The organism is Niveispirillum cyanobacteriorum (genome assembly GCF_002868735.1).
Lineage (GTDB): Bacteria > Pseudomonadota > Alphaproteobacteria > Azospirillales > Azospirillaceae > Niveispirillum > Niveispirillum cyanobacteriorum.
The window spans coordinates 2821637-2839039 of sequence record NZ_CP025611.1; the positions used below are offsets into that span (position 1 = coordinate 2821637).

Consider the following 17403-nt stretch of genomic DNA (forward strand, 5'->3'; position numbering starts at 1 on the left):
CGTCAAAGCGCGTCAGGGCGTGATCGTCACGCTGACGCTGGCCGGCTGGATATTCCAGCCGCGCAGGGACAGGGTGGGTGCGCCCGTTCCCGCGGCACTGGCCGGGTAGGTCACGGCGATGTGCCGCGTCTCACCCGGCATAAGGGTCACGTAATTGTCGCTGATATAGGCCGGCAGGATGCGGGTCCCGTCCGCCTTCTGTGGTGTCAGCTTGGCCAGAAGGGCCGGGCTGGTCCCGCCATTGGAAAGTGTCACATCGAGAGCCACCTCCCCATTGGCCCCGACCTTGCCATTGGCCGACAGGGTGACGGGGGTGGAGGGCAACTCGTTCAGGCGCTGGTGTGAGGCGGTATCGGCGGCGACCCAGTAATCGTTGCGCGACAGAACCGTGCCGGCCTTGTCCGTCAGCTCCAGGCTGACCAGCACCAGCTTTTCCGTCGCCAGCAGCCCTTTCAGGTCCAGCGTGAAGGGGTGGGCCACCGACCCTGGCCCGGCATCCAGCGAGACCGTGCGCTCGCCCAGCGCCTTGCCCGACAGCGATCGGGTGCGTGCCGTCAAGGTCAGGCCCGACAGGCCATCGCGGGTATTGTTCACCACCGTTATGCGGTGGTCGGGCAGGTCGAGCTGTGCATGCACCGGCTCCGACGCCTTCTTCATGCCGTAGAAGGCACCGTGCGTGTCGTAATCATGGGACAGGATCTGCCACATGGTGCTGGGCCAGGCGGGCTGCGTCATCCACAGCATGCGGCCGGAATGCTTGGTCCACAGGCCGGCATTCATGCCTTCGAAAATGGCGCGGTAACCTTCGTAATTCAGCATCTGCGCCTTGCGTTCGAAGTCCGCCAGGCTGCTGGCGGAGCCGAACTTGGCGCTGATGGCGTCCATGAAGGTCTGGGTAGCGCCGTTCCCGGTCTGGTGCCAGTCGTGATAGGCCCAACTGTCGGAGATGGGCCAAAGCTCCGTTTCCGGCATGGCGGCCTTCAGGGATTCCATGGTGGGGAAGGAGGGGGTGCCGACCTCCACCGAGAAGCCCTGGGCATGTTCGGTGAAATAGCTTTCAGGCTCGCGGTAATTATACGGGCCGCTGCCGGCCAGGTTCACGCGGTTGGACGAGCCGGTATAGTGGCGGGTGCCATCTTCCGCTCGGATCATCGTATCCAGCGCCTCGTTCAGGATCGGCTGCGGCACGCCTTCATTGCGCCCGAACCAGAGCACGATGGAGGGATGGTTGCGATAGCGGCGGACCGTGTCGGTGGCGTTGGCCATGAATAGCGGCACATCCTGCGGTTCCAACTGATAATCCTGGGTCGAGGCCCAGAAATCATTCAGCACCATCAGGCCGTACTCATCTGCCAGTTCGAAGAATTCCTCCTGCGTATTCTGGCCGACCCAGTTGCGGATGACGTTCACATGCGCGTCGCGGTGCAGGCGGAAATAGGGTTCCAGCCGGTCCCTGGCCACCCGCTTGCGCCAATCATCGGTTCCCCAATTGCCGCCGCGCGCCGCGATGCGCACGCCGTTCACCTTGATCACCATGTGCGGCGACAGTTCGGCGGCGTCCACCGGCTTTACGGCAGGAGAGTTTTCGGCACCGGGATAAAGCGACGCGGCCCAGCCGTCGGGCACCTTGCGGATGCCCTCATGCGTGACGTCGATAATCTTCTCCCCGCGTGAATGGGCGTCGGTCAGGTCGACCTCCACCCGGCGCAGCGCCCCCTTCTGATCCATCAGGGAGAATTCGTAAGTGACCTCTCGGATGCCGAAGCGGAGTTCCTGGCTGTCGGACGGCTGGCCATTGACCGAGACGGCCAGCTTCATCTGGTGCAGGGCCGCTTCGCCATAGCCATTGGGCCACCAGAGCTTTGGGTTCTTCACCGACAATTGCGGGAATTCGGTGGGCGACATGGCGATGGTGCCGCCCCCGACCGGGATGGTCGCCTGCTTGGTGACGCTGACCCCGTCGAAGCTGGCGGTGACGCTGGCCGACAAAGGCTGACCCGACAGGTTTTCCACCGGGACATTAACGCTGATATCGGCGACGGAGTTATCGGGCTTTGGCAGGGACGTGATGACCTGTGTATCGCCCAGGCGGGCGTCGCCCGTCGCCGACAGGGTGACGTTGCGCCACAGGCCGGTATTGCGGTCACGCACCGACGGGATCCAGTCCCAGCCTTCGGATGCCACAAAAGTGGGGCCGTCCAGGGCCATGATACCGCCATTCTCCCCCACGGCGGAGGTCAGGCTTTCCTCATGCGGGATGCCGGGTCGCGGCGGCGGGCTGACCCGGATGGCCAGCGCATTGGCCTGCCCCGGCCTGGCGATGCCCGTCACGTCGAAGCGGCCGCGGATGAAGGCACCCTTCATGCTGCCCAGCTTCTGTCCGTTCAGCCAGATCTCCGCCTGATAATTCACGCCGTTCAGCGACAATTGCAGGCGCTTGCCAGCCTGATCGGCAGGCACGGTAAATTCGCTGCGATACCAGTAATCCTGCTTGTTCAGGCTTTCCGGGATGGCGAGATTGTTCAGGCCGTAATCAGGATCGGGATAGACGCCGCGATCAACCAGGGTGGTCAGCACCGTTCCCGGGACCGTCGCCGCATACCAGGATTTGGCGTCATAGCCGGGGCGTGACAGGGCGGGGCCGCCATCGCGCAGCTTTGGTGCTTCCACCAGCTTCCAGGCGCCCAGCACCCATTCGCCATTGCCCAGGGGGCTCAGGGCCGGTGTTTCGATGATGGGCTTTGCCACAGGCTGGCTGAAGCCTGTCTTGGCCTTGGGCCGGGTCCAGGGGTCCTGCGGGGCCACCTGTCCATACATCTGCCGCACCTGCACGGGCCAGGTGGGGGCGCCGCTTTCGAAATTGGTCAGGTCGATGCTGGGGGCGCTGCCACCCAGGGCCTTGATATCGCTGGCCGACAGGGCACGGGGCAGGGCGGAGAAGCCGGCCAGACGACCCGCGAACGGTGTGGTGCCAGCGGGTACGAAGGCGGCAGTGCGGCTGCGGCGCGGGGCCAGCATGAACTGCGCCATGGCCGCCGGGGTGGCGGCATCGCCTGACGCGACCTCCCGTCCGTCGAGATAGAGCCGGACCTTGGCACCGTCAAAGCTGGCCGCCAGGAAGGCCCATTGGCCGGCGGCCAGGGCCTTGCCGCCGCTGAGGGTCTTGGACCCCGCCACGACCGCCGGCTTGCCATCGGACAAAGCCAGGAACCAGGCGGGGGCCGTGCCATCCGCCGTGGCGAACCCACCCAGCAAGGACAGGCCCTTGCCCGCCGCTTCCGCCTGTACCCAGCCATAGAGCGTCCAGAAGGCATTGGCCGGCACCGGTGCGCCGGGGCTTTGCTTCTCTTCCAGCTTGGGCTTGGCCAGACCATCGCCACCGGCGGGGAACTGTGCATCGAAGGGGCCATAACCGCCGGGTCCAAGGCCACCGGAACCGCCCAGGCCCTGATGCGCCTGTCCCCAGGCAGTAGGGGTGGTGAGGCCGAGCGCCAGCGCTGTCAACAGGGCGGCGCGAACGTGACGGCGGACAACTGCCTGCTTCATTGATTTTTCCTTCCCATGGATCGGCCCCTTTCGCGGGGCTGCTTTTGTCCGGCCCCTGGTGCGCGACGGTGCATGGGGCGGCGGGAAGAATAAATAAAACAAATTTCATAATTAGGAAAGTGGGAAGGTGGGCCACGCGATTGCCGAACGCAAAAAAGCCCCGCTTTGGGGGCGGGGCCTGTTTCGGGCTGGTTTTAGCTGGTTTGGAAGCCTATTGCAGCGCTACGACGCTGCCTGGATCAAGGGCCGCTTCTGTCAGGATGAAATCGGCCAGGGTATGGCATAGCGGGTCGTCATCGCCGGCAGCACCGCTGCTGACACCCAGGCAGCCAAGGTAGAGCGGGTGCGGGCTCGCCGGTACCAGCAGGGCACGCGATCCCTTGTAGGCGCACAGGCCCGGCATGCCGGCCAGTTGCGGGTTGAAACCATCGCCCCAGATGTCAGAGCCATAGCCGATCTGGACGGCGGTCATGGCCTTGGCCAGGGCCGTGCGATCAGCCGTCAGGACAGTACAGGGATCGGCATAGGACAGCACCACGCGTCCCATCGGATTGACCAGACAGAAGGCATAGCGCCCCCGCGCTTTCTCCGCCGCGAAGGCGAAGAAACGCGGAAGGAAGGTGGGGTTGAAATCGGCCAGGGTCACCGGCACGCCGGGCGTATCCTTGGCAACACGGACCAGGGTCTGAAACGGGGCGGGGATCATTACGGTTCCATCAGCAACAGGCAAGGCAGGGAGGGGGACTGGCAGTCCCCTTCACATTGCGCCTATTTATCATACTTTTGGAGGGAGCCAATCCCCGCGATCATTGCGGACTGGGCCGGGCGATCGCATTCGCAAGGCGTTCCAGCGCCTTGGTGTCGGCGGTGCCCAGCAAGGCGTAGAGATAGGGCCCGGACCGCCAATAGATGACGTCGCCTTCCTCCGTATGGCCCAGGGTGGGGGCCATGGCGGGTTCGGCAGGGTCCACCCCATCCTCCGTCACGAACAGCATGACCGTGCCCTTGGTTTCATGCCGCCAGAAGACCTGCACCGCGTCGCCCCGGTCCCAGGCCGCCAGCTGCGCGCCCAGCAGACGCCAGCGCTGGCTGGGCGGGTCGGGGATGGGCAGGGGGTGGGCGGCATCGATGGCGGCCAGACGCGCCGGTACCTCGGGTGTGGGATAGGCCAGGCTCTGTTCGGTCCGCACCTCCTTCATGGCGGTGCGGAAGGCCTCTGCCGCTTCATCCGCGAACAGGGGCACGATGTGCGCCGCCTCTGCCGAGGGCTGGGCGCCGATGGGAAGCCAGCTGATGCCGTAACCGGCGGTCAGACACAGGATAATGACCAGGGCGCGCTGCATCACATGCTCCGCCCCGCGCCAGATCAGGCGGCGGCGCAGACGCCCGGCCAGATGTCGTGTCTCCCCGTCCGGCGGGGTGCTGAAGCCACTGTCGCCAAGCCCCTCGCGCAGCAGGTCGGCATCGCCCAGTTCCGCCATCACCCGCGCCGCCTCTTCCGGGTACTGGGCCAGCCAGCGCTCCACCTCCGCCCGGCGGCGCGTGTCCAGGCCGCCATCGATATAGGCGTTCAGGTCATCCTCGGTGATCGGGTCGAACGGATGCATCGGCCTACTCCACCAGCTTGAAGGATGCGCGGCGTTCGGCGGGCGTGGCGGGGCCCTCGCCCGCCTGCTGCCGCAGGGCCTGCCGGGCCCGGGCCAGCCGGGACATGACCGTGCCCAGCGGGATGTTCAGCATATCCGCGATCTCGCGATAACTCATCTCTTCCACGACGGCCAGCAGCAGGATTTCGCGCATGCCGTCGGGCAGGGCCAGAAGCCGTTCCACCACCTGCCGTGCCTCCACCCGCAGGTCGGGCAGGGCGGTGGCCATGGGTGCCGCCACCAGCTCCGCCCCCTGTTCCAGGCCGGTGCGCGCCACCTGTTCGCGCCGCCAGCCGGAGATGAAGGTATTGTGGGTGATGGACAGAAGCCAAGCACGCAGGTCCGATCCGGGCCGCCAGGTGCGGCTGCCGGCCAGGGCGCGGGTGAGGCTTTCCTGGACAAGATCCTCCACCTGCCCCGGATCACGGGTCAGCACCAGCGCATAGCGGCGCAGGGCCGGTATATGGCGGGTGATATCGGGAAGCACGGCCAGGGACCCATCGGCTGGTTTGCGGTGTTTCAAGCATATACGTCGCTTGGCCCCGCCTATTCCCGCGCCGTGCGAAATTTTTGTGGGACAGGGTGTCATGCTGCGCTGCCGCAAAAATTTCGGCGACGCAGGGAATAAGGCCGATGCTGGCGCGTAAACGACAGGATAGAGCCAACCCGGACGTGCCATCATGTTGATCGATCTGCTGTCCCTGCCGCCCGACCAGGAATTTGCCGCCGATGTCGCCATCGTCGGTGCGGGTGCCGCCGGCATTGCGCTGGCCCTGCAATTGTCCCGCGCGGGCATCGATGTCTGCCTGATCGAAAGCGGCGGGCCGACGCTGGAGGCGGAACTGCAAAGCTTGAACAGCGGGGAGAATGTGGGCCTGCCCTATTACCCGCTGGATGTGACGCGCAACCGTGTGCTGGGTGGGACGACGGCGACCTGGTCGGGGCGCTGCGTGCCGCTGGACCCCATCGATTTCGAACGCCGGTCCTGGGTTCCGCATAGCGGCTGGCCCGTGACGTCCGCCGATCTGGCCGGCGATTACCAGCTGGCCGCCGAACTGTGCGGCGTGGGGGAGGCAAAGTTCACCGATCTGTGGCTGGAGGCGGGGCTGGATGATCCCGGCTTTGATCCTGCCCTGGTGCAGACCCGGTTCTGGCGCATGAAGGCGCAACGTTTCGGGGAGGCATTTCGCGCCGAATTGGAGGCCAGCCCGCGCGTGCGCACCCTGCTGCGCGGCACCGTGGTGAATATCGATGTCGCCGGCGATGCCCGCCGTGTCACGGGCCTGCGCCTGTCCACCCCGGCGGGCGTGCGACACCGGGTGCGGGCCCGTCATTATGTGCTGGCCGCCGGCGGGATCGAGAATGCGCGCCTGCTTCTGGCCTCCAGCGATGTGGACAAGACGGGCATCGGCAATGGCCGCGATCTGGTGGGCCGCTTCTTCATGGAACACCCCAAATGCCGGACGGCGCGGGTGCAGACGGACAATCCCGTCCGGCTGCTGGAACAGCTGCGCACCACCTATCCGCGCCACATGCCGCCGCTCTGCCCCTCCCTGGTCCTGTCGGCGGAGAAGCAGGCGGAACTGGGCGTGCTGAACAGCTCTATCGCGCTTTACTATCGCTCAATGCCGGGCGTGACGGATGCGGCCACCGAACTGAACGCCGCCTGGAAGAAGGGGCAATGGTGGCCGGAAGGGGCAGGTCGTAACCTGATGCGGCTGCTGCCGGTCCTGCCCACGGTGCCGGGCAACCTGTTCCGCCGCTATGTCCGTCGTCGCGCCCTGATCGCGCAGCCCAAGGCGCTGTATCTGCTGGTGCGCGGCGAGCAGGCACCCAATCCCGACAGCCGCGTACGCCTGTCACAGGCCCGCGATATGCTGGGACAGCGCCGGGCCGACCTGGACTGGCGCCTGTCGCCGCTGGACAAGCGCTCGGCCCACGCCGTCACCGAACTGGTGGGGGCGGAACTGGCCCGCACCGGTCTGGGCCGTATCACCCTGGATAATTGGCTGCTGGACGGCACCGATGCCTGGCCGACGGGGGCGGATGATGGTGACCATCATGATGTGCTGCAAGGCGGCCATCACCATATCGGCACCACCCGCATGTCCGCCGATCCATCCACCGGCGTGGTTGATGCCAATGCCAAGGTCTGGGGCAAGGAGAACCTGTTCGTGGCTGGCAGCTCCGTCTTCCCCACCTCCGGCTGGGCCAACCCGACGCTGACCATCGTGGCTCTGTCCCTGCGCCTGGGTGCACATCTGGCGCGGCAACTGCCTATCGCGGAAGCGGCGGCTGCTTAAACCGGTTAGAAGCTTGCCGGTCCTCCCGCTTCGCGCCACCATGGTGGCCTGATGCGAAGCGGGAGGATGCCATGGCTTGGAACCCCGATCTCTATGAACGTTATCGCGCCCTGCGCGAACGACCGGGGCAGGACCTTCTGTCGGCCCTTCCCGATATCATGCCCGATACCATCACCGATCTGGGCTGCGGCACCGGCTATCTCACGCGGCAGCTGGCTGACCGGTTTGCGGCAGCCACCGTCACCGGCCTGGACAGCGATGCCGCCATGCTGGCCAAGGCGGCGGGGGCGGCCTCACGCGTGTTCTGGCGTCAGGGCGATATCGGGGAATGGCAGCCTGAGGCACGGCCCGACCTGATCTTTTCCAACGCGGCCCTGCACTGGCTGCCCGATCATGCCGGGCTGTTCGCACGGCTGGCGGGGTTCCTGACGCCGGGCGGGGTGCTGGCGGTGCAGATGCCGGACAATTTCGCGGCCCCGTCGCACCGGCTGCTGGCGGATATGGCGGGCCGGGAACCGTGGCGTGAGGTCCTGACGGGCGCCCTGGACCATGGCACTGTGCTGCGGCCCGATGAGTATTGGCGCATCCTGCGCCCGTATTGCCGCAGCATCGATATCTGGCACAGCGATTACCTGCAGGTGCTGGAGGGGGAGGACCCGGTGCTGGACTGGGTGTCGGCCACGGCCCTGCTGCCGGTGACCAGCCGTTTGCCGCCCCATCAGGCGATAAGCTTCCATGCGGCCTATGGTGCCGCCCTGCGCGATGCCTATCCGGTGGAGGCCGATGGCAGTACCCTCTTCCCCTTCCGGCGTATTTTCATTCTGGCCCGGATTTAGGATAGTGGCTCCAGGGGCGCAGACGAGAGTGAGGCGGCGATGCCGTTGAATGTGCTGGAAGTGACGATCTTTGCAATGGTGCTGGCGGGGGGCAATGAACCGCTTGTCTGCACGCGCCAGCAAGGGACCGAGGAAATGGTACTCTGTTCCAACAAGCAGGTGGTGACCCTGGATGGGGATCGCATCACCTTCAAGGACGGAACCTCTGTCGTGAAGTTCCCGGATGGGACCCTGGCCTTCTCCAACGGTATCCGGTCCCATTGGGGCAGCGCCGGATGGGTACAGTTTTCCAACCGCGTCGCCGTGCGCCGCAACCCGGATAACAGCTTCAAGACCAGCACAGGCCTGATCTGCCGGGGGTTGAGCGAGGATAAGGCCAACTGCCAGAAGGCTTGACCGGATCTCCGCGATCTTTGGCTGCGGTGGTCCCTTTATTTCTGTTACCATACCGAGGGCGCGTCATGCGCCCTCACCGGATGGACCCTGTATCCATGGGCGAACGCACCAACGGCATTATCACCATCGTCGCCGGCCTGCCCGAGGCCAATGGCGTCAAGGTGGACGGTCACGCCTCTGCCAGCCGGCGGCGGGAGATCGCCGAACGGCTGCGTAAGCAGGGATGGTCCTATCGCCGCATCGCCGATGCGCTTTCAGTCTCATATGCTACGATTCAGGTCTGGCTGGATGACCCTCCGATTCGCGCACCGGTAGCGCCGCTGCCGGTTGCAGTCAACCCTCCCAGGCTTTCGGTCGTCGCAAGCACAGAACCTAGGATTTCCGCCACAACCTCTCCGATTCCCGCCCCAAATCATGCGGAGCTGATGGAAAAGATCGGCCAGTTGGCCGAGGAGCAGCGCCGTCAGGCCGAAGCGATGCAGGCGATGGAAAAACGTCTGCTGCGGACTCTGCGTGATGAAATCAAGGTCTTGGGGCAGAAACTGATGGAAACCATCAAAACCTTGAAGCCCAAGTCGAAAACCGCCCCGAAGGACCCTGCCTGAGACGGCCATAGGTTGAACGCCGGAACCCCTTGTTTCGCCAATATTCTGGAGATTCAGAATTTCATTGGGGTACTATGAATTACCGCTTCCGGAGAGGTCGGAAGCCATAGACCCGAATGGGCGACAAGGGGACTGTTGTGGTTTTGACCGCTGCCAAGTGCCGGTCTTTTTCACATGCTGCGACGGCGGCGATAATCCTGATTCTCGGCCTCGCGTTGAGCGGGTGCAGCAGCGGATTACCGACCATTGATACCCAACAAGTGAAGATTTCTGCGGCGATGGACGCCAATGCCGACGCGCCCGTCGCCGTCGATCTGGTCTTTGCCATGGATGAGGATGCGCTGGCCGCTGTTTCCAATCTGGCATCGGCGCAATGGTTCAAGGACAAGTCGCAGATCGTGCTGGCTTTGCCCACCGGTGTGCGTGTTCGTTCCTTCGAATTGTCACCGCAGCGCAACCTGCAATACACGATCACCCGCGATGAGGAGAAGGCCGTGGGCGCCTTCGTCTTCGCCGCCTACCCGACCCCCGGCACGCATCGCGCCCGTATCGACCGGTTGAAAAACCCGGTGGCCCGCCTGGGCCGCAGCGCCTTTTCCGTGGAAACAGGAAATTGATCATGGCCAAGGACGAAAAGCGCTTGAGCCAGCCTGTTCCCGATCCCGTGCAATGGCACGAGGGCATGCTGCTGTCGCCGCAGCATCTCCAGCAATCCTGGCTGCATGGCGAGGCGCAGCTGGCTTATCACCTGCGCCGTCTGTCGCCCTTTCATTACGGGGTGACACGGCTGGAGATCGACCGGGCGCAACTGGCGGCAGGCCGCCTGCGCATCATCGCGCTGGAGGCGGTGCTGCCCGACGGGCTTCTGGTCTGGTCCGACGGGTTTGAGGCTGAACTGGATTTCAATCTGGCCGCCGTGAAGGACAAGCTGCGGGTACCGCAGCGTCTGCATCTGGTGGTGCCAGAATATCATCCCGGTGCCGCCAAGCCGCGCGACAATCTGGCCCGCTGGGCGTCCTATGACAGCAGCGTGGTGGATGAGAATACGGGCCAGCAGGAAGTTTCGGTTCCGCGCCTGCGGCCACTGCCCCGTCTGTTGCTGGCCGACGATGTGCCGCCGCGCCATACGCATCTACCTATCGCGGAGATCGAATTCCGCAACCAGGGCTTCCAGCTGACCCCCTATCAGCCGCCGACCCCGGCCCTGGAACCCGATGACCCGCTGTCGCGCGAATGCCGCGATCTGGTGGCGAAGCTGCGGGAAAAGGCAACCTATGTCGCCGAAAGCCAGGGGCAGGAGGTGAACCGGGGCGAGGCGCGGTTCACCGTCATGTGTCTGGTGGCGGGCCTGCCGGCGCTGGAAACCCTGCTGCGCCTGCCGCAGGTGCATCCGTTTGATCTGTATATGGCGTTACAGACCGTGGCCGGCCATACCGCCGTACTGCGCCCCGCCATGACGCCGCCCCTGACCGAACCCTATGACCACGACAATCCAAGAGGCTGCATCGGGGCGCTGCTGGCCCAGATCGACGGGGTCGTGGAACTGGTATCCCAGGCCTTCTCCGCCATCAGCTTCCAACCCATCGCGGAGGGTTTCAAGCTGCGGATCGAGGAACAGTGGCTGACGAGGCAGGGGCTGGTCGTGGGTCTGCGCATGAAGGGCGGGCAGGGGCCTGCGGATGTGCTGGCCTGGTTCGACGCCGCGCTTATCGTGCCCGACGGGCGGGTGGAGGAACTGCTGTCCTACCGCCTGCGCGGTGCCATGCGCGCCGCCCTGCTGCCGGACGAGGCGGCGGGTTTTGCCACCAGCCGCGACATGGTTTTGTTCCGCATCGCCGAGGATGAGTATGTGAAGGCCGGCGAGATGCTGTTGATCGTCAATCCGCTGGACCGCTCGGCCACATCACGGCCGGGTGAGATACTCCTGTTCATCCCCGCCACCGCAGACGAAACATGAGCATCGCCCTGACAACACAGCCGCAGACGGAAGGGGCGCCCAACGGCGCCCTGTCGCTGCTGTCGATGTTCCAGGAATTCCATGCCGAACTGTCAGGCATCCGCAACGCCCTGTCGCTGGGCGACCGTATGGCGGAACAGGGGCAGCCGCTTCCCGACCCGGCACAGGTGGCGGTTCGTATCAACCGTCGCCTACATCGGCTGCTGGATACCCAGGCCGCCACCGCCATGCGCCTTGGCGGAAGGTTCGGGGTGGAGCTGTACCGGGAGGCGCAATATGTGATGGCCGCTCTGGCCGATGAGATGCTGCTGCATGGCGATGCCTGGGCAGGGCGGGAACATTGGCTGGACAATCTGCTGGAACTGTCGCTGTTCGGCACGCGGGTGGCGGGCGAGCGGGTGTTTCAGCGGCTCGACGCCCTGCTGGCCGGCCCGCCGCAACAGGAATATGAGCTGCTGTCGGTTTATCTAGCGGCCCTGTCGTTGGGTTTCCGGGGCCGGTATCACCGGCATCAGGATGAACCCATCCGTCGCCGCTACCGTCAGGGGCTGGCCGACCGTCTGGCGGAGGCGACGGGATATGCCGGACCGACGCCCTTCCTCTGCCCAGCCGCCTATGCCGCCACCGTGACCGAGGGGCGGGAGGTGCGGTTGCCGCATCTGCGGCCCTGGTTCTATGGATTGCTGATCGTCCTGGCCCTGCATACGGCGGTGGCGCATGGCGTCTGGTATGTCCGCACCTACCGGCTGGGGCCGCTGGCCACGCCGGTGACGGCGGAAAAGCCGGCGGCGGTGCCAATCGTTCCCGCCGGCAAGCCGGAGGCCGCACGATGAATATCGGGGCCTTCCTGGCGGAATATGGTTTGTGGGTGGCGCTGGGCTTGGGCCTGCTGGCCCTGGCTGTGCTGATCCTGGTGATCATGACCCTGAAACGCGGCAAGGCTGCGGCCAAGCCCGAGCAGTCCGCCGGGGCCGGGCCTGCCGCCGCTGCGGCCCCCGCCTCCACCGCCAGCCGCCATACCGGCACCGGCATGGCCTTCACCACCACCCTGCGCCGTCTGTCCGACTGGGCCGGGGTGAAGTCGCCCTACGCGCTGCCCTGGTTCTTGCTGATCGGGGAAGCGGGCAGCGGCAAAAGCTCGCTTCTGCACTCGGCCCGCGTTCCACGCCTGCTGCCGCTGGAAGAAACGCCGATCGGCAAGGACGCCACCTTGCACGCGTTCGAAGGCGGCATTGTCATCGATGCGCGCGGCGCCCTGATCATGACGGCGGAAGGCCGGCCCGGCGACCGTGACCGCTGGCGCGGGCTGACGCGGCGGTTGCTGGCGCACCGGCCGCAGCGCGGGCTGGACGGGTTGATCCTGACCATCCCCGTCAGCGACCTGACCGGCGCCGGTGCGTTGGGTCCGGACAGCCTGCTGGCCAAGGGCGACATCCTGCAGGAACGGCTGCTGGATCTGATGCGGCAGACGGGCCTGCGTCTGCCTGTCCATATCGTCGTTACCCAGTGCGACCGCCTACCGGGCTTTACCGATTTCTGGCAGATGCCGCCCGCCGGTGGCCCCGATACCATGCTGGGCTGGTCCCAGCCCCATGTCAGCGACCTGCCGTTTGAGCCGGCGGACATTGACAAGGCCATGGTGGACCTGACCCAGACGCTGTGGACCCATTATGTCAAGGCGGCGGCCGGGTTGGACAAGCCGGCCGATCCCGACGGGATGTTCAGTTTCCCGGCTTCCTTCGCGGCCATCGCTTCGCCATTGAAGACGATATTGGGGCGTGTCCTGCGCGTGCCCCCCTATCAGGAGGGGCATTTCCTGCGCGGCATCTGGTTCACGGGCGCACAGCCGGAACTGGAGCCTGCGCATCTTCTGGTCGGTGCAGCAGCGCCGGTGCCTGCCGCCGCCGGTACACCGCCGCCTTTGTCGGCGGCGCTGTCCAGCCTGCGGCCCGGTGCCGCTGCTGCCCCCGCGGCAGAAGAGGTGCCGCTGGACGTATCCCCCGCCAAGGTGATGTTCGTCACCGATCTTCTGGCCGAGAAGCTGTTCCGCGAGACCCGGCTGACCCGTCCCGCCCGCGCCGGCCTGATGGCCCGCACCCGGGGTGCCCGTATGGCGCAGCTGGGTCTGATGGGCGTGACGGTGGCGCTGGTTGTAGGACTTGTGCTGGTCGATGCCTCGCTGCGCCGGCTGGTCTCCACCCTGGAGCCGCCGCTGGAACTGATCCGCCGCGACATGGCGGCGGGGCAGGGGGAAACGTTCGATGTCGAGGCCGCACGCCAGCTTCTGACGGATTTCGAGGGGATCAGCAGGGGTTTTCTGTTCTACGGCCTTATCCCGTCTTCCTGGTCCGGGGATACGGAGGATGAGGTGGTGGCGGCCTTCGGGCGCGGTATCCACCATATCGTCCTGTCCTCGCTGCATAAGGAGTTGGAGGCCCGTTACCTGGACCTTGCCCGCCATCCGGGCGTGGAGAAGGCGGGGGCCGACGGCTATTACCTTCTCTCCGGCAGCGCCGATCTGAAGGTCATGGCCGATTTCGTGACCGATGTGAGCAAGCTTGACCGGCTGTCGGCCCAGTATCATGGCGTGACTAAGGGTCCCGTGGAAGGGCTGGCGGATCTGTCCAACAGCCTGTTCAAGACCAAGCTGGACGGCAATTTCGCGCATAATTCGCGGCTCTATCAGCTGGGCCTGGAATCGATCAAGCTGGACCATATCAGCGAGGATCACCCCCGCCGCATCCGCCCTGTGGTGGAGAAGATGTCGCGCGCCGTGCTGATGCGGCTGGGCCCGTCGGGGGAGATTGCGCAGCGTGCGGGCCGCCTGCGCGATGCCGTCGTCGATGTGCGACAGCCCCGGTCGGGCACCGATGTCGGCGCGCGCATGCAGGATATGGCCGATGCCCTGGTCGATGTGCGGCAGATGCTGGACGATCCCGGCTTCTTCTGGCTGGGCCTGCGCGACATCACCACCGACCCGATGCTGTCCGATCTGCTGCGCACCATGGACACACCCACCGTGGGCCGGGACATCCATGAACAGTTCGCCAATGATCTGCGCAATGCCCAGCAAAGCCTGCGCACCTATCTGACCGGCTTGAAGGATAATCAGGGCCAGCCTTTGTTCGTGCAGGTGACGGGGGGGCCGGGTCTGCGCCTGAACGATCATCTGGACGGGCTGTCGAAACATTTCCAGCCCGCACTGGCCCGTCCGTTCATGCGGGTGCGCCCGGCGGAGAAACTGGCATCCGCCCCGCCCGCCTTTTCCGGCCGGGGGATGAGTTGGGATAGCGAGCATCTGGCCCAGGCCATCGCTTACCAGCAATCGTACGAGGATTTCCGTATCACCGACCTGCCGCGCATCCCGTCGGAATTCCAGGGGGCGGCTGACCGCATGGCCCGCCAGCGGCTGGAGAACGCGCTGCGCGCGGAACTGGTCGCGGCACAGCGCCTGGCGGTAGAGGATAATGACGTCGATGATTATGGCGAAGCAGCCCTGACCAGCCAGATCCGCGACCTGTCCAATGCACGAGAGCAGCTGATGGCGCTGCTGACCATCCTGTCGCAATACAAGATGGACCGCCTGCAGGCCGAACTGCGCCAGGTATTGCGCGAACAGTCCGGCAATTTGTTGCAGGAACTGGAGGAACTGGCCAGCACCCAGTCCTTCTATGAGGCGGCTGAAAGCTTCGAGGGCTGGGATGGCCAGGGATCGCCGCGGCCCGCCGGCTTCTACACCAGTGATGCCGTGGCCACGGCCCATTATCTGGATGGGATGCGCGGCCGCCTTGACATGCTGTGGGACAATCTGGCCGGGCCGCTGGAAGCCTTCATGACCCGGGGCGAGCTGGGTAGCGGCTGGCAGGATCCTGTCGTGCTGGGTTCCTGGCAGTCGCTGGGCCGGGAATTGCTGCAATACCGCGCCAAGGCACCGGGCAGCACGCTGGCGGCGTTGGAACAGTTCATCCGCTTCGACCTGGACGAGGTCCGGCTGGATAATTGCGAGAGCAAGCTGGCAGGGGCGGAGAAGGCGCAGTCGGGCGATTTCTTCATCTACCGCCGCGAACTGATCCGCCAGCAATTGCTGGAACGCTGCCAGAACCTGACGGGCGCGGCGGTGCAGGCCGATTACGGGCGGCTGGCGGAAACGTTCAATGCCAAACTGGCGGGTCGTTATCCCTTCACGCTGCGCGACAGCGATCCGGATGTGGCGGAGGAGGCCGATCCCGACGATCTGGCCCTGTTCCTGCGCGATTACGGCCCTATTGCCGACCGCCTGAACCCCATCCTGTCGGCGCGTGCCAAGACCAGTACGGACCTGCGTCCCGCCGCCCGGTTTGTGGAATCCATTGTGAAGATGCGGACCTTCCTGGCCCCCTTCGCGGCCCCCGATGCCGGCAAGCCGCCGGAGACGGGGGCCTATGAGGTGACCGCCGATTTCCGCGTGAACCGGCAACGCGAGCAAGGGGCCAACCAGATCATCGAATGGGTTCTGCAGGTGGGCGGCGGCCTGCTGCATAATGGGCCGGAACAGCAGGTTGCCACCTGGCGCCCCGGCGATCCGGTGGCCCTGCGGCTGCGCTGGGCCAAGGATGGGGCGGAGGTGCCCCTGGCGCTGGATGGCGGGCCGGGGGTGGAGGATCGGTCGGCGATCTTCGGTTACACGGGTCGCTGGGCGCTGCTGCGGCTGTTGCAGGACCAGAAGGCTGGCGACCAGGATGTGGGCAGGGGTGGCGATCCGCAGCCCCATCTGCTGCGCTTCACCATTCCCACCATTCCGGCGGGCAGCGATCCGCTGGGCAAGGCCGAGAAGGAAAGCCGCATCTATGTCCGTGTCGCCCTGGCGTCGGTGCCGCCCCCCGCAGAGGGTGGGGGCACGCCGGCCAAGCGCCGCCATATTCTGCCCTCCTTCCCCGTAGAGGCGCCGCCCTATGAAAATGCCAGCGTAGGGGGAGGCCGTTGATGAACGCTGCCCAGAGCAAGCCCCCCATCGATATCGAGGCGCTGCTGGCCGATATTCCCGGCGGTGATCCCGCCGGGGAGGATATCCGCTATGGCGCCGAACATGACCTGATCAAGGAGGCCCGGCGCGAGGATGCCGACCTGCCGCAGGGCGTGTGGAAGTCCGACCGCAAGCGTTCCGACTGGCCGGAGGTAATCCGGCTGGCCAAGGGCGTGCTGACGTCGCGCAGCAAGGATGCGCAGGTCGCCGCCTGGGCGTGCGAGGCCCTGCTGGGCCGGTATGGCATGCCCGGCATGGAGGCAGGGTTGAACCTGCTGGCCCGGCTGGTGGAAGGGCGCGGCCCCAGCCTGCATCCGCGTGCCGACGAGGATGGCGACCGGTCGCGTCTGGCCCTGGTGTTCGAATGGCTGAACAACCGGCTGGTGGTGATGGTCCTGACGCTGGCCGTCACCAACCCGCCCGCCGACCGCGAGGCAGGCCTGACCTTCGGTGACTTCCTGAACAGCCAGCGCCTGCAGGCCATGGGTGGCGGGAATGAGAGCAATGGCCGCCGATCAGGTGCCGCCCCCGTCACCTTGCAGCTGTTCAATGCCACGGTTCGTGGCACGGGAACTCCCTTCTACCGCGATCTTTACATCTCGCTGCGTTCGGCGGCGGCGGCGTTGGAGGGGTTGCGGGCCGCCCTGGACACCGAACTAAACGGCGATGCCCCGTCCATGAGCGAACTGGTGCAACGCCTGGGCGACATGACGCAATGGGCCCAGACCATCCTGCGTGAACGCGGGGAGGATCCAGCAATGATTGATGAGGAACAGGCGCCCCCCGAGGCGGAGGAGACCGTGCTGGAGCTGGAGGAGGAGGCGCCCACTGTCGGCGGCCACGCCCTCACTACCGCCGGTCCCATCGCATCGCGCCGCGACGCCTATCGCCAACTGGCCGAAATCGCCGATTTCCTGGCCAGGACAGAACCCCACAGCCCCACGCCCTACATCCTGCACCGCATCGTGCAGTGGCGCGATCTGCCACTGCCCGTGCTGCTGGGGGAGTTGAGCCGGGGCCGGAAGGACGTCGCCGCCATCTTTGAACTGGTGGGGGCGCCGGGTGATACCGGATAGAACCAAGGGGTCTCATTGGTCGAATAGTTTTCTCGA

At 65.7% G+C, this 17403-nt stretch carries 13 protein-coding genes; 9 read left to right on the forward strand and 4 right to left on the reverse strand.

Annotated features, from left to right (window positions below; genetic code table 11):
- Positions 1–12: 12 nt before the first annotated feature.
- The 4 genes from C0V82_RS13105 to C0V82_RS26900 all read right to left on the reverse strand — a co-directional run bounded on the left by C0V82_RS13105 (position 13) and on the right by C0V82_RS26900 (position 5679).
- On the reverse strand, positions 13–3546 hold the full coding sequence (locus C0V82_RS13105; protein ID WP_102112684.1) for a glycosyl hydrolase 2 galactose-binding domain-containing protein: 3534 nt from the start codon (positions 3544–3546) through the stop codon (positions 13–15).
- A 211-nt stretch (positions 3547–3757) separates the two neighbouring features.
- A complete protein-coding gene (locus tag C0V82_RS13110) occupies positions 3758–4252 on the reverse strand; it encodes a hypothetical protein (RefSeq protein ID WP_102112685.1) in 495 nt (164 codons plus the stop codon).
- Between the two features lie 100 nt (positions 4253–4352).
- Complete coding sequence (locus C0V82_RS13115; RefSeq protein ID WP_102112686.1) at positions 4353–5153, reverse strand: anti-sigma factor family protein; 801 nt, start codon at positions 5151–5153, stop codon at positions 4353–4355.
- Positions 5154–5157: 4 nt separating this feature from the next.
- Positions 5158–5679 carry a sigma-70 family RNA polymerase sigma factor gene (locus C0V82_RS26900; RefSeq protein ID WP_158659909.1) on the reverse strand — a complete coding sequence of 174 codons (522 nt, stop codon included), beginning with the start codon at positions 5677–5679 and terminating at the stop codon, positions 5158–5160.
- A gap of 193 nt (positions 5680–5872) precedes the next feature.
- On the opposite strand from C0V82_RS26900, the gene C0V82_RS13125 reads away from it, so the two are divergent.
- The 9 genes from C0V82_RS13125 (at position 5873) to tssA (ending at position 17367) form a co-directional block, all read left to right on the forward strand.
- A complete protein-coding gene (locus C0V82_RS13125; RefSeq protein WP_102112687.1) occupies positions 5873–7495 on the forward strand; it encodes an FAD-dependent oxidoreductase in 1623 nt (540 codons plus the stop codon).
- A 71-nt stretch (positions 7496–7566) separates the two neighbouring features.
- Positions 7567–8331: a methyltransferase domain-containing protein gene (locus tag C0V82_RS13130; RefSeq protein ID WP_102112688.1), complete on the forward strand. Its 765-nt coding sequence runs from the start codon at positions 7567–7569 to the stop codon at positions 8329–8331.
- Between the two features lie 39 nt (positions 8332–8370).
- On the forward strand, positions 8371–8727 hold the full coding sequence (locus tag C0V82_RS13135; RefSeq protein WP_102112689.1) for a hypothetical protein: 357 nt from the start codon (positions 8371–8373) through the stop codon (positions 8725–8727).
- Positions 8728–8822: 95 nt separating this feature from the next.
- On the forward strand, positions 8823–9332 hold the full coding sequence (locus C0V82_RS13140; protein WP_158659910.1) for a helix-turn-helix domain-containing protein: 510 nt from the start codon (positions 8823–8825) through the stop codon (positions 9330–9332).
- A 260-nt stretch (positions 9333–9592) separates the two neighbouring features.
- Positions 9593–9949 carry a hypothetical protein gene (locus C0V82_RS13145; protein WP_158659911.1) on the forward strand — a complete coding sequence of 119 codons (357 nt, stop codon included), beginning with the start codon at positions 9593–9595 and terminating at the stop codon, positions 9947–9949.
- A 2-nt stretch (positions 9950–9951) separates the two neighbouring features.
- Entirely contained in the window at positions 9952–11289 is a 1338-nt protein-coding gene (gene tssK / locus C0V82_RS13150; protein WP_102112692.1) for a type VI secretion system baseplate subunit TssK, read from the forward strand.
- Positions 11286–12122, forward strand: a complete 837-nt coding sequence (locus tag C0V82_RS13155) for a DotU family type IV/VI secretion system protein (protein WP_102112693.1) — start codon at positions 11286–11288, stop codon at positions 12120–12122. Before tssK ends, C0V82_RS13155 begins: the two co-directional genes overlap by 4 nt.
- Positions 12119–16252: a type VI secretion protein IcmF/TssM N-terminal domain-containing protein gene (locus tag C0V82_RS13160; protein ID WP_102112694.1), complete on the forward strand. Its 4134-nt coding sequence runs from the start codon at positions 12119–12121 to the stop codon at positions 16250–16252. Before C0V82_RS13155 ends, C0V82_RS13160 begins: the two co-directional genes overlap by 4 nt.
- Complete coding sequence (gene tssA, locus C0V82_RS13165; protein ID WP_102112695.1) at positions 16252–17367, forward strand: type VI secretion system protein TssA; 1116 nt, start codon at positions 16252–16254, stop codon at positions 17365–17367. Before C0V82_RS13160 ends, tssA begins: the two co-directional genes overlap by 1 nt.
- Positions 17368–17403: the final 36 nt, after the last annotated feature.